Consider the following 15288-nt stretch of genomic DNA (forward strand, 5'->3'; position numbering starts at 1 on the left):
TCAGAGCCTCTTCTCGACCAGGACCTCGACGCGCCGGTTGAGCGCGCGGCCCTCGCGCGACGAGTTGTCGGCCACCGGATCGGAGTCGGCGCGGCCTTCGGAATGGATGCGCTCCTGTGGCACGCCAGCCTGCACCAGGAGGTCCGCTATGGTTTGGGCACGTGCCTCCGAGAGCCGCTGGTTGCTCGCGAGCGGGTTGGACCGTTGCAGGCGCACATTGTCGGTATGGCCGACGATCGTGATGTTGCCGATCAACTCCTGATTGGCGAGGATCACCTTGGCGATAGACTGGATCAGGGGCTCGTAGCCCTGCGACAGTGTCGGCCGCGAAGACTGGAAGAGCTCGGGGTTGGAGGACTGGATGATCAGCTTGGCCAGCGAGACGCTCTCGGTACCGCTGAGCGCGCCCTTGAGGCTCGCCGGCGCTTCGGCCTTGAACGCGGGCAGCAGCGCGAAATCGACCGGCTGTGGCGGTTCGGGTGCGGGCGCATCCTGCTTGGGTGCGGCGCGGGTAACGTCCGCGCGCGAGGCCGGCGGCAGCGTGCGCACGAGGGCGGAGAGTTCGACCGCCTGGCTGCTCAAGCTCATCGACAGACCGATATAAGCGACGGCGGCGGCGACAACCGCGGCAAGTGCCATCACCCAGATCGGAACGATGAAGCGCTGCGGCTCGTCGGAAGCGATCACGCCTTTCCAGTTCGGCGACAGCGGCGCGTCCTCGGCGTCGGCATTGCGCAGGAAGCGCGCGGCTGCCACACGCACGGCATTGAGCGAGCGGTCGCCGGCGCGGCCGGGCACCCGATACTTGCCGCGGAAGCCGAGCGCCAGGCAGTAATACTGAAGCTCAAGCATCTCCCGGTCGCGGTTGGGATGGCGCTCCAGCTCGTCAAGGCGGGTGAAAAACTGGGTGCCGGCATCGACGTCGCCACGCAGCATGACCACCAGAGGCTGGCGCGGCCAGGCGCTGGCGCCGCCCCACGGCGTGTTCAGCGCGAGGTCGTCGAGCAACGCCGCCACGGCCCAGGCCGCCTGGTCGGCGCGCTCCAGCGAGGAGCCCGCTGCCATGGCGGCGTCGCGCGCCTGAACCAACTCGTCGAGCAGGCGCGTGCGCATCGCTTCCGGGTTCTCCGGCGCCAGCGCGCTTTCGAGCTCCGGCGCGAATTCGAGCAACGGCGCGAAGATATTGATGAGCGTGTTGGGATGGGCGCGCGCCCTTTTGACCGGCGCGCCCGGTGCCAGCGGCGCCATCGGCCGTGGGGCGGCGCCCGCCAGCCTGATGCGTGTGCGTTCGCGATCCTCCGACAGTCCGAAAGGATCATCCCGGCTCATGGCCTCACCTGTTCACTGAGTAGCAGTCGACCTGCGGCTCGCTCGGCAGGACACCGGAAACGCCGATGACGAAGCCGGGGGCGTCGAGCAACGAGGCCCAATGCTCGCTCTTCTGGTCAAGCTCCAGGCACAGCCGGTCGCCATCATAGGGAATCTCGCGCGGCTGCGAATGAAGCGGTTTCAGCGGAATGCCCGGCAGGCGCGACTTCCAAAGGCCTTCGAACTGGTCAGCCGCGCCGACTGTCGCCTGGTTGACGAAAATCTTGCGCAGCGCGTCCTCCGACAGTTCCGATCCGACGCGGATGACGATGCGGCTGGCGACCAACAGCTTCGGGTTGTCGATGCGCACTTTCCAGACATTGGTCGCGTGCCGCATGACCGGCAGCGCGCGCGATTTCGGCTCGATGTAGCGCAGGCTGAGGATGAGCGAACGCAACGCGTCGGCCAGCGCCATATAGGCCGGGCCGGGCGCCATGTGGTCGTAAGCCGGCAATTCGCCGAGCCGCCGCGAGCTCGAGCCGTAGGTAGCCATCTCGCCGGCCAGTCCGGCCAGTTCGAGATAGAGTTCGGCCGGATGAAAGACATCCTGCGCGAGCATGTGGGCAAGCCGCGGGCGAGCGGCATTGGCGAGGTGCAGCATCAAAAGGTCTTCGACGCTGCGGCCGGCGCCGCCCATCACCATCTTGCCATGCGCTTCGGCGATCTGGTCGAGGCCGGTCACCACTTCCTGCAGCAATTGCCGGTACCAGTGGACCGCGCCGGTGATCAGCGTCGGCGGCAGGAACGTCTCATCGAGCGAGATGCCGCCGTCGGCGCGCACGCCCTTTATGTCGGCGATCGGCAAGGCGGTATAACCGCCGACCGATTTGCCGGGCGCGAGCAGGGCGGCTTGCGGGCGGGCGATCTCGATCTCTTCGGGATCGGCGCCGCTCTGGACGGCGTCGCGCACCGAAACGATCTTGCCGTGGTAGCGCGCGCCCGTCGATGCCGCATGCGCCGGATCGAACCCGACGCCACCGGGTGGCTCGAGCGGCAGTGCCACCAGCACCGGACCGGCGCCGGTGTCGGCCGTGACCGGCAGCGGCTTGGGCGCATCCATCAGTTCCGGGATGGAGAAGGGCGTGCCGTCCGGGAAAATACCCCGGGCGGACACGATCGAGACCTGGCCGGCGTCGAGCAGCGACTGGTCGAGGGTCAGTTGCTGGAAGCCGAAAGTATGGAGCTGGCCGGCCTGCAATGCGCCGCGCACCATGCCCTCGAAGAACCGATCCTGCTGCTGGAAGTGCTGGGTCCTGAGAAACAGGCCCTCCGACCACAGCACCCTGTTTGCATCGCTCATGCCACTACTTTCTGCCCACAACCATCCGTGGCCCCTGTCGCTAGGCGGAAATGCCGCCCTTGCCGAGGCTGACATTGACGGTGAATTTCGACCCTGGCGATACCGACTTGGTCGTGCGCCAGTTGCGTCCGCCCGGCTCGCGGATCAGCGCCACGAAGCCGAGTGCCGTGGCGTTCGGCTCGACCGTGATGGTCTTGGCCGCCGTCTTGCCTGGCGCGACCGAGATCGTGTCGGAGCCGATGAGGTCGGCACCGAGCGCCGAGCTCGCATCGCCCTGCAGCGCGAAATAGTCGGCCGAGTTGAACTTGCCGGTGCTGGCAAGCCGCATCACCAGTACCGTCACCGGCCTGTCGCCGCCGCCCGGTCCTGGATTCATGCCGGCGCCTCCGGTCACGTTGACCGAGATCACCGATGGTTTCGGCGGGCCGCTCTGGCAAGCCGCAAGCAGCCCCGTAGCGCCGAGGGCAACGACGAATTCGCGTCTGTCGATCATGTCCTACTCCTCCTCTTCATATGCGTCCCTGAAGTCTGCGCCGATCTCGCCCAGGAAACTCGATTCCGCGCTCTGGGCGATGTCGCGATGGCGTTTCTGGTAGAGCTCCCACAGCTTGGCATTACGTCCGCCGGAGAGCAGATTGCCGATGGCGGAATTGGACTTGAGCTCTTCCTCGATCGCGGCCGGATCGAAACGGTCGATCATGCGCCGAAGCGCGGCCTGAACGCCGCGCCAAGCGCGTACGTGATGCTGTGCAAGGTCCTTTACCGCATCGTTGATCGCCGCCTCGCCGGAGAGAAAGCCCGGACTGCGTTCCGAGATGATGGTGACAATGACATCCTCGGCCGTCGGCAGGAATTTGAGCGGGTTGACTTCGGAGGCGCCGACCACCGTCTGGGCGACGCGCGCGCTTCCCTTCTCCTCGGCGCGCTTGCGCAGGAGTTGCATCAAGCCATCCAGCATCAGCCGGTATTCACGCCCGAATTTTTCCATTTCGGCGATCGGATCGCGGCCGGGAAAATCAGCCTCCTCGACGCCCATGCCGCGCAAGAATGCGGCGCGAAGCGACATATCGCCGGATGCGGGCTGCGCCGGACGCGCAGGCTTGGGCGCTGGAACGGCGCGTCGCGGCGGCGGTGGCTCGGCCGGCTGCACCGGCAAATCCCAGGCATGCCCGGCTCGTGGCTTTTCAGCCTGATGCTGCACACGTCCTGCCGGGGCGGCGCCGTTGGCGAGAGGCGGGGTCGCTGCCGGCCCAAAGCTGAAATCGTCATCGAAGCTGGCCGGCTTTGCCGCATGCCCGGACGCATCGTTGCGCGAAGGCATTTCGCCGAACCCGAACGGATCTGGCTGACCTGGAGCAGCGACATCACCGGATTGCGACGTCGCCACCGGGTCGAGGCTGAACGGGTCGTCAAAGGCAGGCGAACTGCGTTGGCTCGATGGGCGATCATAAGCCCCGGGAACAGGCTGCTCGAACGGGTTCGGCAGGTCCGCCGGGCGTGGCTGGCGTGGTTCTTCCTCGACCTTAGCCGAGAAGAAGTCGTCACCGCCGATGCTGGCAGGCGTTCTCGCTCCTGGCGATGACCACGCAGGCGCGGGATGGCCGGCGACAGGGGCTGGACCGACCGACGTCCGGTTCGCTTTGGATTGAACCTCGACGTGGAAGATATAGTCGCCCATGCGCAGCCGCATGCCGTTCTGCAGCCGCATCGACCTGCCAGGTCCCAGGGGGCTGTCGGAGTCATCGACGAACAATCCGCTGCTCGACGTGTCGGTAATGAAATAGCCATCCCGGTCGCCGCTGATCCTGCAATGCGCGCGCGAGACGAACATGTCCGGGTCGTCGATCTGCCAGCCGGCATCGGCGCTGCGCCCGATCACCAATTCGCCCTCGTCCAGCCGGGTCTGCCTGACCACTTGCGAGCGCGGGCCTTGTTCCAGCGTCAGCAGCAGGCTCATGCGGCCGCCTCCGCCATTTCCGGCCGCCAGCCGACGATGGTGTGCAATCTGAGATCGTCGGCGTCACCCTTTTCGGAGGGCCGCGCCAGCCAGGCCGTCCGGCCAAGCTGGACAGTTCCGACCCGTGGCAACGGCACGGCTTCGCGCGCGAGCACGATGCGCAAATCGACGTCGAGCGTCTCGCCGATCATGTCGCGCACCGCCTTCTTGAACAGGCCAAGACGCCGTTCGCCGGGCAGGAACGACCTGAAGTCGTCAAGGCTCAGCGGACCAACGCGCAATTCGATCCTGCTTTGACGGCTGAACACCCGCGGCCCGATCGTCGCGCCGCGTCCAAGCCCGGCATGGGCCTTGCCGAGACGCGTCTGCAGTGCCGTCGGTATGGTGATCCAGGCGGCGACGAATTCCTTGATCTGCACCGGCACCTTGAAGGCGGTGGCGAGAAACAGCGTCAGCCGCTCCACGCCGTCGACCTGGTTGGCGAGCGATCCAGCCTGTCGCAGTCGCACAGTGTCGAGTTCGGGATCCTGCGTGCCGGGAAGGCCGATCCCGGACATTGCCTCCAGCATGGCGCGAACTCGCCCGCCGACGGACCGCTCGACCTGCACCGCCGGATGCGCGTCAGCCCAGGCGCGATAGTAAAGGGCCATCATGCGGTGTTGCAGGATGTTGACGAAATCGACGAAGGTCGTGTCGCTGGTCTGCTCGGCATCGGCCCCGGTGAACCAGCGCTGCGACAGCCGGTCGAGCACCCAGCGTGTCAGATGCAATGGCATCGGTCCTTCCGGTCCAAGCAGCCCGAGATTGGCGACGGTCACACGGGCGGAGGCCCCGACGCCCTGGAACTTGACGACGTCGCGGGCCGAGAAGCTCAGGCGGACATGCTGGCCAAGTCTCGCCGGCTCGCGGTCGGCCGTTCCGGAATGGCCGAACAATGCACCGCGCTGTTCCAGGCGCCGCAGCAGCTCGAAAAAATCGAAGTTCTCCAGCGACGGTTCAGCAGCGACCGTTGCGGGCTCCGCTAGATCAGGCAGCGATTGCCGGGCGTCATCGGCCATGGCACATCCTCCTGCTTCTGCAGCAACCGGGTACGGGTCCGCACAAATCCGTTTATCCCTGCATGGCGGGCGAACAGCCGCGAAAGCAGGGCCGAAAGCAGCAGCGAACTTTGCCCCGCCAGCACGGACTGGTCGACATGCAGTGTCACTTCGGTGCCGCGTCCGAAACACATTGGCCCGTCGATCTGGAGCCGCTCGATCACCGGGCGTGAATCGATGCGCACGATCGAATGCACGTTGCGGGCAAGGCTGGGATCGCCGCGATCGGCATAGAGGTCGAGCAAGGCATGCAGCGGATCGACGCCACGGCCTTCCTGGGCAAGGCTGAGGAAGTTGAGAGAGAGCTGCGCCACCAGCCGCCAGGCGAGATTGTCGGCGCGGGATTCGCCTGCCGCGCTGGCCGGGAGGGACGCCGGGATTGCCGGCTGCGGCGCCCGCAGCGCTCCAAGCAAGCGCACTGCTTCGACAGGATCGGCCGTCTCCAGCGTCAGCGTCGGCGTGTCGTCCAGGATCGGCAGGTCGCGGTTGGTGCACAGCGCCGTGATGTCGAGACGCTTGAGCGGCCGGTTTGGCGAGCTTCCTGCCGGCCGCGAGACGGCGATGAAGACATCGTCGCCCGTGTAGGAGGTGCGGGTCAGACCTTCGCGCCGCTCGTCTTCGGTGGCTCGGCGCGGACGTCGCTCGATCGAATAGACCCAGCCGCTGCCGCGGTTCTGCCCCAGGCTGAACAATTCTGGAATTGTCGCCTCGCCGCTCTCCGCGTCGGCGTCCTCGACCCGGGTGACCCGGAAGATCTCGAAATCCCGCGCCCGGGTGCGGTCGGCGTGCAGCACCTGACGCGTTTTGCGCGGATCGATCTCGATGACGTTGCATTCGCGTTCGAAGAGATTGATGACCGGTGTCACGAACAGTTCGAAGTCGGCTACCGTCACATCGGCGAGCTCGGGCACCGGACGCCGGAACAGGAAGATGATCTCGATCCCCGCATCGCACTTGCGCACCACCGGCTGGAGGCCGGCGACCCGCACATAGTGGAAGCGCTCCGGGATCATAAAATATTCGCGCAGCAGCCTGTATCCTTCGAAGGTCGGACGGGTGCGCGGCATCAACGCTTCGTCGTCGCGGATGCCGATCATTTCGGGCTCGGGCAGCGCCGTCAGCGGATTGGTCTTGCCTTCCGCCCGCGCGCCGAGAGCCGAGCAGGCGCCGAAGATCGCATCGAAAAGCAAGGGTGCCCTGGCACGCCCGGCGAAATAGAGGTCGAGACGGTCGAGCGACAGTTCGCTGAGCTTACCCTTTCCCGTCCGGGCAAGGGTGACGCGAAACGCCGCCTCGCCGCGCGCGTCGCCGATCATCGCGATTCCGGCAGCGGCGAGCGCGCTGCGATCCTGGAAATATCCGACCGAGGCGATCGCGATCGGCCACAGCGTGACCTCCTGCGCGGTGGTGAACGTCGAACGCGTCGAAAGCCCTGGATTGAGGCCGGAGACCAGTCGTGTGCCACGCGGGACGGCGTGGCCGGCAATCATCGACTGGACCTGCTGGCCGGGTTTCAGCACAGCCATCGCCGTCGCGGGCGCCGGCGTCACCAGATCCGGGTAAAGCACATCGAGCACGGCGCGCGAGAAGCGCGAGCGCTCCGCGTCGACCTTGAGACGGGTGCGCGCGGCCAGGAAGGCCACGCCGTCAAGCAGCCGTTCCACATAGGGGTCGGGGCAGGGGACCGTGTCGAGGGAAAGATTGCGGGCGACCGCCGGATGCATGTCGGCGAATTCCGCGGCCAACGCCCGGATATGGGTCAGTTCTTCTTCGTAATACTCCACGAAGACCCGATCCATCTCAGGTCTCCCGGAATTCGGTTCGTGCCAGGCCGTTGTCGAGATTGATCGTGGTGCGCAGCCGCATACGCTCCGGTGTCGGGGTCATGATCAGCACCGCGTCGATCTCGATCTTGAGGCCGACGGTTTTGTCACCGAGCGTGACGTTGACGGTCGTGGCGCTCTCCTTCAGGCGCGGCTCGAAGGTGGCAAGCACCGTGCGGATTTCGCGCGCCAGCGCATCGCGGTCGAAATCCCGCGAAGAGCGGCCGGAAAAGGAGGGCACGCCATAATTGACGACGCTGCGGCGCACCTCGGGAAAGTCGGCCAGTGATGGCAGTTCGTCCAGCGGCTGTTCGTGTTCGGCATCGGAAAGCATCGGCACGGATTCGAAGCGCTCGGTGTTGAACAGCGCCTCGATGTCGCGCCGCACGGCTTCTCTCAACACGCGTGCCGAAACCACCACGCCGCGGCTTTCGATCTCGGCGCGATGCTCGGTCTGGAAGGCCAGCCGGTGCAGGCGCCGTCTCTGCTCAGGCGTCAGTTCGGCGTCGGTATCGATGGCGCGCGCGCTGCCGTCAAGAAGAGCCCCGACGCGCTCGGCGCCGAGTTCTTCATCCAGCAGACGGCGCAGCCCGTCGATCTCCGACGCCACACCCGGCAAGTCGTTGACGAGGCGGTCCCACAGCGAAGGCTGGACCGCCTCGCGCTTTGCCCGCGAACTGCCGGCAAGCTGCGGCTTCGCGCCAGGCCGCTTGGCCTCACTTGCCGACATAGACGTCCATTTCGATCTCGTCGTCCTTGTCGTAGACGAACTTGATCTTCTTGTAGGCGAAGCTGACTTCTTCCTCGATAAGATCGGCCTCGTCGGCGGCCTGCCGCATATCGTACTCCATGACCGAGGCGTCGGTGAGCGTCACGACCAGATAGTCGCTGGTCTCGCCGTCAATGGTGCGGCGTGCCGAGAACACCACCTCGTCGAGCGCCTTGTTCTCGAACAGTGCCTTCTTCAGATACGGCGACGACTTGTCGTAGTGCTTGATGAACTTGATCATTCCCATCGACACACGGCCGCGTCGCGAAAGCGAATTCGGGTCGTAGGGCGCTATCATCTTGTAATCGACGCCATGCACTTCGATCTCGTCTTCATGGCCGTCGCGCTTGCTCGGGCCCTTGATGTCCGGGACTTTCAAAAAACCATCGATCTTCATGGAAGGAGCCTCGCTTCTCTCTGTGGTCGGCATTGTCTTTCTCCACCGCTTTCAAACGAAACAAGATGACTTCGCTGCGACTTCAGCCCTTCACTGACGGCAGTTCCGACACCAGCCGGAGAGAGGCGTTGATGCCTTCCAACTGGTAGTGCGGACGCAGATAGAAACGGGCATTGTAGTAACCGGGCCGGCCTTCGACGCTGTCGACCTGAACCTCGGCCGCGGCAAGCGGACGCTTGGCCCGCGCCTTGTCGTCGGCGAAGGCCGGATTGGCCAGCACGTACCGGTTGATCCATTCGGTCAACCAGATCTCCATATCGGTGCGTTCCTTGAACGATCCGATCTTGTCGCGCGCGATCGCCTTGAGGTAATGCGCGAAGCGCGACACCGGGAAGAGGTAGGGCAGGTTGGCGCTCAGCCGTTCGTTCGACTGGGCGTCGGGGTCGACGAGGCGCCCGGCGCGCGTCTCGTCATCCTGGAGCGAGTGCGCGCCGATGAAGGCCGCGAGATCGGTGTTCTTGCGGTGCAAGATCGGCATCAGGCCGAGCTTCGCCAATTCCGCCTCGCGCCGGTCGTCGATGGCGACCTCGGTCGGGCATTTCATTGCGATCGAACCGTCGTCCGTCGGGAAAGCGTGCACCGGCAGGTTGAGCACCGTGCCGCCATTCTCGACGCCGCGGATCTGCGTTCCCCAGCCATAGAGCTTATGGCTGCGGTTGATGTTGACGCCCATCGGGAAGGCGGCGTTCATCCAGACATATTTGTTGTGGTCGCCGCCCACCTCTTCCTCGAAGGTGAAGCCCTTCACCGGAACGGTTTCCGAGCCGTAGGGCAGGCGTGCCAGCACGCGCGGCATGGTGAGCCCGATATAGCGGGCGTCCTCGCTCTCGCGCAGCGACTGCCATGAGGCATAGGCCGGGTTGTTCACGATCATCTGCAGGTCTTGCGGGTTCGGCAGCTCCTGCCAGCTGTCCATGCGGAACAGCCGCGGCGAGGCGGCCGCGATGAATGGCGTGTGCGCCGAGGCACAGACACCCGAGATGTTGCGCAGCAGGCCGACGTCGCGCGGATGGTTGGAGAATTCGTAGGCGCCGATGATGCAGCCGATCGGCTCGCCGCCCAGCATCGAATACTCGTCCGTGTAGACTTTCTTGAAGATCGGGCTCTGGTCCCACATCTGACCTTCATAGTCTTCGAGCGTGTCGGCCAACTGCTCCTTGGAGATGTTCATCACCCGGATCTTCAGCTTGGTGTCTGTCTCGGTGTTGTTGATGAGGTACCAAAGGCCTCGCCAGGTGCCTTCCATCTCCCGCACTTCCGGGGCATGCAGGATCTCGTTGACCTGCGTCGTCAGCATCTTGTCGATGCCCGCGATCAGCGACTTGATCGACTTGATCGCGTTGGACGAGATGGTCGTCGTCTCGGAACGGGACTGAGCGGCCAGCGCCAGGTTGCGCACCAACTGCTGCAGTTTCTCGCTGTCGTCCTTCTTGACCTTGAAATCCTTTTCAAGGAGGCCGCTGAATTCGCCAAGATCGATGGCTTCGGCCTCGGCGGTAGCGGCTGCGGTCTTTTGCTGTTCGGCCATGACTTACTCCTCGCCCTTGCCGTCAGAAATCGCCTGGCCGGCGATCTTGCTCAGCAGCGGCTCGTTGTTCAGAAGCTGCGCGATGCGCTTTTCGGCGTCGACCCGGCCATCCATGAAGCCCAGCAGTTCCTCGAGTTGACGCCGCATCTTGAGGATCTCGGCCAGTTGCGGCACCTGCTCGGCGATCTTGTCCGGCGCGAAATCACCCATTTTGGAAAAGGTGAGATCGATCGCCAGTTCCTCGTCCCGCTCGGCGCCCTCAGCTTGCGGCAACGTGTTCTTCACGCGCGCCTTCACGCGCGGTCCCATCGCTTCCATGAATTTGGGGAAGCGATTGGCGTCGGTTTCGACGAAATTGCGGTCCAGAACCGACTTCGACGCTTCCTTGGTCTGCGAGGCGCCCGAAAGGTCGGCCATGACAGCCATGACGAACGGCAACTCGATCGTCGTGGGGCTGCCGTAGGTTTCGACGTCGTAGGCGATCTGCACGCGCGGGGCGCGGTTTCTTTCGATGACCTTGGCTTTGCTCTCTGCTGGCATGCTGGTTACCTCTCATCCTTCTGGGCCGGCTTCTTGGGATCGGCGACACCGGCAAGCAGCCGGAATTCCTTCAGCCCCGACGGGGCGAGATCTTCCATCAGTTCCACGAAATCCATGTGCACCATCCTGCGCACGCGCCGGGCGAGGTGCGGGATAGGGCTGGACGGTTCAGTGCGGTCGTAGAAGGCGACCACGAGATCGAGGCATTTGACGACATCGTCGCGCGAGTTGATCCGGTCAGGCAGGCCGGCGCTGGGTTCCACAGAGCTTGCCACACTTGCCATCGTCTCGGCTCCATGACCGTTTTGGGTGGGCGTCGATGCCGGTTGGGCCGGCTGCTGGGCAGGCTTTGCCGCACCGTTGGCCATGGCGCCGGCGCTGGAGTTCCGCTCCAGCGTCGTCAGCAGGCGCTGCAGGAACTTCTTCAGATCCGGAACGGCCGCGCCATTGCCCTCGATGCGGGCATTGAGCGCGGTATCCACCGCCTCCAGCGCCGAAATCGCGGCGCGCGCATCGGCCAAAAGTGTCGTGACAGTGTCGGCGGCCTGATCGATCTGCGCCGCGCATGCTGTGCGCACCCGGTTCAGCAGCTGGTTGTGGGCGGCCGCCAGCGCCGCCTTTTCGGCGGTTCCGAGGCCCGAGGCAGCTTCCTGGAGCATGACGCGCTCGTCGAGCGCTGCCTGTTCCAGGTCTCGCCCGCTGATCGGCCCGATGGCGCGCGGTGAGAAGAAGACGGTCTGCCTGAGGTTCGCCAGCAGGCCTTCCTGGCCGTTCTGGAGGTCAAGCAGCGCATTGATGCGTCGCAGCGCCGCGTCGCGCGGCGTGGCACCCGTCCGCAAAGCCGGATGCATCGTATCCCAGTACTGGTCGAGAGTCCTCGCGATCAGGGTCAGCCCTTGGGCGAGGCCGGCGAGCTTCTCTTCATTGGCCAGCGCGCGCGTGACGATGACCAGAAGGCGCAAATCCCGGCCGCGCGACTGCAATTCTTCCGATTTTTCGAGGACTGCCGCCCAGTCGACAGCGCTGGTTGACTGCGAAGCCTTGTTGCCACCGTCGTGGACGACCTTGAGCTGGGCTTCCGTGAGCCGCTCCAGCTCATGAAAAGCCGGGTCGTTGCGTAAGTCCTCTCCCGACGGGTTCGCGCCGTCCAGAGGATTCAGCCAGAGTGCGAGATCAATCACACCTACCCCCAGCAAAGGGCCCTGTGACCCATGTGACGCAACGTTATCATCGGTCCCATGCCACGACAATTGAGCACTTCCCCAAAAACTAACAGAAGCTGAATCTCCCGCAATCTTTCAACCAAACCCATTGCGCGATTGGCGGGCCGCGCATGCGAAATGGCTCGCATGGTTTGGACCCCAGGTGCGGGTTTGTTTGAGGAGTTTGCAGGGCTTGTGTAACCACGAGGTGCCGCCCGAACCGGGTCGGAAGGCCTCTTTCGTCACGCGGCTTTGTCAAGCGGCCGCTTCTATGGCAGGGTACGGTCAGCAGATTTCGGGGGCAGGTTCAATGGAACAGCGCCGATCGTCGCAGAGTTTCAAGCGCAAGGAACTCGTTGCAAAGCTCAATCCCACGGGGGTGCGCGCCTTCAAGGCCGCCGCGGACACGGCCAAGATGCGCGGCAATCCCTATGTCGAACTCGTGCATTTCGTCCAGCAACTGGTGCTGTCCGAGCGCTCGGATGTGCAGATGATCGTCGCCGATGCCGGGCTGGATGTCAGCCGGCTGACGGCCGATATGACCCGCGCCATCGACAAGCTGCCCTACGGCGCGACCTCGGTGGAGGAATTCTCCGATCACATCTTCCACGCCATACAGGAAGGTTGGAGCCTGGCCACACTGCAATTCGGTGTCGAGGAGGTGCGTAGCGCGCATATTCTTCTCGCCTGTCTGAAGACACCGGCGCTGGAAGGGCTGGTTTCGAAAATCAGCGCCGAATTCGACAAGATCGACGCGGACGGGGTCATCGCCCGCTTCGCCGACGTCACCGAGGGCTCGCTCGAAGCCGGTCCACCTCCTGCCGCGGCTGCGACCGAAACACCGATGAAACGCGGCCCGGGCGGGGATTCGGCGCTCGCCAAATACGCCACCGACCTGACCCAGCGTGCCCGCGACGGCAAGATCGATCCGGTCGTCGGCCGCGATCCTGAAATCCGCCAGATTGTCGATATCCTGATGCGCCGCCGGCAGAACAACCCGATCCTGACCGGCGAGGCAGGTGTCGGCAAGACGGCGGTCGTCGAGGGCTTTGCCTTGCGCATCGCCCAGGGCGACGTTCCGCCGACGCTTCAGAATGTCAGCGTACGCATGCTCGATGTCGGGCTGATGCAGGCGGGCGCCAGCGTCAAGGGCGAGTTCGAAAAGCGGCTGAAGGCTGTCATCGACGAGGTCCAGGCCTCCGAGACGCCGATCATCCTCTTCATCGACGAGGCGCACACGCTGATCGGCGCCGGCGGCGCGGCGGGAACCGGCGATGCGGCCAATCTCCTCAAGCCCGCGCTCGCGCGCGGCGAGCTTCGCACCATCGCCGCCACGACCTGGGCCGAATACAAGCAGCATATCGAGAAGGATCCGGCGCTGACCCGTCGGTTCCAGGTGGTCAAGATCGAAGAGCCTTCCGAAACGGTGGCCGTGCTGATGTTGCGCGGTGTCGCCGGCGTTCTCGAGCAGCACCACAAGGTGCAGATCCTCGACGAGGCGATCGAGGCCTCGGTTTCGCTTTCGCACCGCTACATTCCGGCCAGGCAGCTGCCGGACAAGGCGGTCAGCCTCCTCGACACAGCCTGCGCCCGCGTTGCCGTCTCTCAGCACGCTACGCCCGCGGAGGTCGAGGACATTCTGCGCCGCCGCCAGGCGCTCGAGGTCGAGGAAGGCATCATCGGCCGCGAGGCGGCGATCGGCATCGAAGTGGCCGACAGGCAGGCTCGCGTGGAGGCCGGGTTGGCGGAAACCGAGACGACGCTTGCAGCAGCGCAAGCGCGCTGGGATCGGGAAAAGGCGCTTGTCGCCGAGATACTCGACCTGCGCGCCAAACTCCGAGGCGAGGGCGTGCCGCTTGACGCGGTGGAGGGCGGGGAAGCCGCTTCGGGCGAGGCCGTCGATGCGTCACCTGCCACGGCGCATGAAAGCAAGGCACCTGAGGCCAAAACGCCGAAACCCGAGACAGCCGAACCCAAGGGCTCGAACACCAAGGCCAAGAAAGCAAAGGCGGCAAAGACGGAGGCTGCTGCTGCGCACGAGCCCGTGCCGGATTCCGCTGCCGACCTGGCGCGACTGCGCGAATTGATGGCGGAACTTGCCGAGGCGCAGGGCGAGACCCCGCTGATCCTGCCGTCGGTCGATCGCAACGCCGTGGCTGCCGTCGTCCAGGACTGGACCGGCATCCCGACGGGACGGATGCTGTCCAGCCAGACCGAGAAGGCGCTCAAGCTCGCCGCGACCTTGTCTGAGCGCGTTGTCGGTCAGGACCATGCGATGGAGATGATCGCGAGGCGAGTGCAGACCAGCCGCGCCGGCCTCGGCGCGCCGGAGAAGCCGGTCGGCGTGTTCCTGCTTTGCGGCCCCTCAGGCGTCGGCAAGACCGAGACAGCCCTGGCGCTTGCCGAAACGCTTTATGGCGGCGAGCAGAACCTGATTTCGATCAACATGTCCGAATTCCAGGAGGCGCACACGGTCTCGACGCTGAAAGGCGCGCCACCCGGTTATGTCGGCTACGGCAAGGGCGGCATCCTGACCGAGGCCGTGCGGCGCAAGCCCTATTCGGTGATCCTGCTCGACGAGGTCGAGAAGGCGCATCCGGACGTACACGAGATCTTCTTCCAGGTCTTCGACAAGGGCATGATGGACGACAGCGAAGGCCGCCGGATCGACTTCAAGAACACGCTGATCCTGCTCACCTCGAATGTCGGCTCCGAGGTCATCATGGACCGCACGAAGAACGGCACCTTGCGCACCGGCATGGACGACCTGGACACCGCCTTGCGCGGCCCGCTGCTGAAAGTGTTTCCGGCCGCCTTCCTCGGCCGCGTGGTGACAATCCCTTACTATCCGCTCTCGGACGCGATGATCGAGGCGATCACCAGGCACCAGTTCGGCAAGATCGCGCGGCGCCTCAAGGCAACCAACGATGCCGAGCTGGTGATCGGCGACGGCGTCATGGACATGGTCAAGGCGCGCTGCACCGAGATCGAGTCCGGCGGACGCATGATCGACGCCATCCTCACCAACACGCTGCTGCCGGAACTCAGCCGCGGCGTGCTCAATCGCTCGCTCGAGGGCAAGAAGATGACAAAAGTCACCGTCGGTGCCTCGTCGGAAGGATTTACCTACTCTTTCGAATAGAGCTCGTTGGGATTTGCCGTTCGTGCCCTAGCGCCGACCAAAACGCATTCCATTCCTATGACTGGTCAGGCCAATCATTGGCGCACCGGCACTCCTGGAGTTGCT

General features: G+C 64.8%; 12 protein-coding genes. 1 reads left to right on the forward strand and 11 read right to left on the reverse strand.

Annotated elements, in window-relative coordinates:
• From tssL to tssA, 11 genes are all read right to left on the reverse strand, one after another.
• On the reverse strand, window positions 1–1329 hold the full coding sequence (gene tssL, locus JG747_RS14075; RefSeq protein WP_019859796.1) for a type VI secretion system protein TssL, long form: 1329 nt from the start codon (window positions 1327–1329) through the stop codon (window positions 1–3).
• A 4-nt stretch (window positions 1330–1333) separates the two neighbouring features.
• Window positions 1334–2668, reverse strand: coding sequence for a type VI secretion system baseplate subunit TssK (gene tssK, locus JG747_RS14080; protein ID WP_010910851.1), 1335 nt, complete (start codon window positions 2666–2668; stop codon window positions 1334–1336).
• Between the two features lie 40 nt (window positions 2669–2708).
• A complete protein-coding gene (gene tssJ / locus JG747_RS14085; protein WP_019859795.1) occupies window positions 2709–3161 on the reverse strand; it encodes a type VI secretion system lipoprotein TssJ in 453 nt (150 codons plus the stop codon).
• A gap of 3 nt (window positions 3162–3164) precedes the next feature.
• Window positions 3165–4625: a type VI secretion system-associated FHA domain protein TagH gene (gene tagH, locus JG747_RS14090; protein WP_019859794.1), complete on the reverse strand. Its 1461-nt coding sequence runs from the start codon at window positions 4623–4625 to the stop codon at window positions 3165–3167.
• A complete protein-coding gene (tssG, locus tag JG747_RS14095) occupies window positions 4622–5683 on the reverse strand; it encodes a type VI secretion system baseplate subunit TssG (RefSeq protein WP_038648616.1) in 1062 nt (353 codons plus the stop codon). The genes tagH and tssG overlap by 4 nt, the downstream gene beginning before the upstream one ends.
• Window positions 5647–7521 carry a type VI secretion system baseplate subunit TssF gene (tssF, locus tag JG747_RS14100; protein ID WP_038648614.1) on the reverse strand — a complete coding sequence of 625 codons (1875 nt, stop codon included), beginning with the start codon at window positions 7519–7521 and terminating at the stop codon, window positions 5647–5649. Before tssF ends, tssG begins: the two co-directional genes overlap by 37 nt.
• 1 nt (window position 7522) lies before the next feature.
• The gene (gene tssE, locus JG747_RS14105; protein ID WP_019859791.1) at window positions 7523–8275 is read right to left on the reverse strand and encodes a type VI secretion system baseplate subunit TssE; all 753 of its coding nucleotides are present in this window, start codon (window positions 8273–8275) and stop codon (window positions 7523–7525) included.
• Complete coding sequence (locus JG747_RS14110) at window positions 8262–8711, reverse strand: Hcp family type VI secretion system effector (RefSeq protein WP_027047140.1); 450 nt, start codon at window positions 8709–8711, stop codon at window positions 8262–8264. Before JG747_RS14110 ends, tssE begins: the two co-directional genes overlap by 14 nt.
• Window positions 8712–8793: 82 nt before the next feature.
• Window positions 8794–10299: a type VI secretion system contractile sheath large subunit gene (gene tssC / locus JG747_RS14115; RefSeq protein ID WP_010910844.1), complete on the reverse strand. Its 1506-nt coding sequence runs from the start codon at window positions 10297–10299 to the stop codon at window positions 8794–8796.
• Window positions 10300–10302: 3 nt separating this feature from the next.
• The gene (gene tssB, locus JG747_RS14120; protein ID WP_019859789.1) at window positions 10303–10839 is read right to left on the reverse strand and encodes a type VI secretion system contractile sheath small subunit; all 537 of its coding nucleotides are present in this window, start codon (window positions 10837–10839) and stop codon (window positions 10303–10305) included.
• Window positions 10840–10844: 5 nt separating this feature from the next.
• Entirely contained in the window at window positions 10845–12020 is a 1176-nt protein-coding gene (gene tssA, locus JG747_RS14125; protein WP_019859786.1) for a type VI secretion system protein TssA, read from the reverse strand.
• Window positions 12021–12351: 331 nt separating this feature from the next.
• Between tssA and tssH the strand changes: the two genes are divergently transcribed.
• Window positions 12352–15183 (forward strand): type VI secretion system ATPase TssH, encoded by a 2832-nt coding sequence (tssH, locus tag JG747_RS14130; RefSeq protein WP_202362020.1) that lies wholly within the window; start codon window positions 12352–12354, stop codon window positions 15181–15183.
• Window positions 15184–15288 lie beyond the last annotated feature (105 nt).

The sequence above is a fragment of the Mesorhizobium sp. 131-3-5 genome, from assembly GCF_016756575.1.
Taxonomy (GTDB): Bacteria; Pseudomonadota; Alphaproteobacteria; order Rhizobiales; family Rhizobiaceae; genus Mesorhizobium; species Mesorhizobium jarvisii.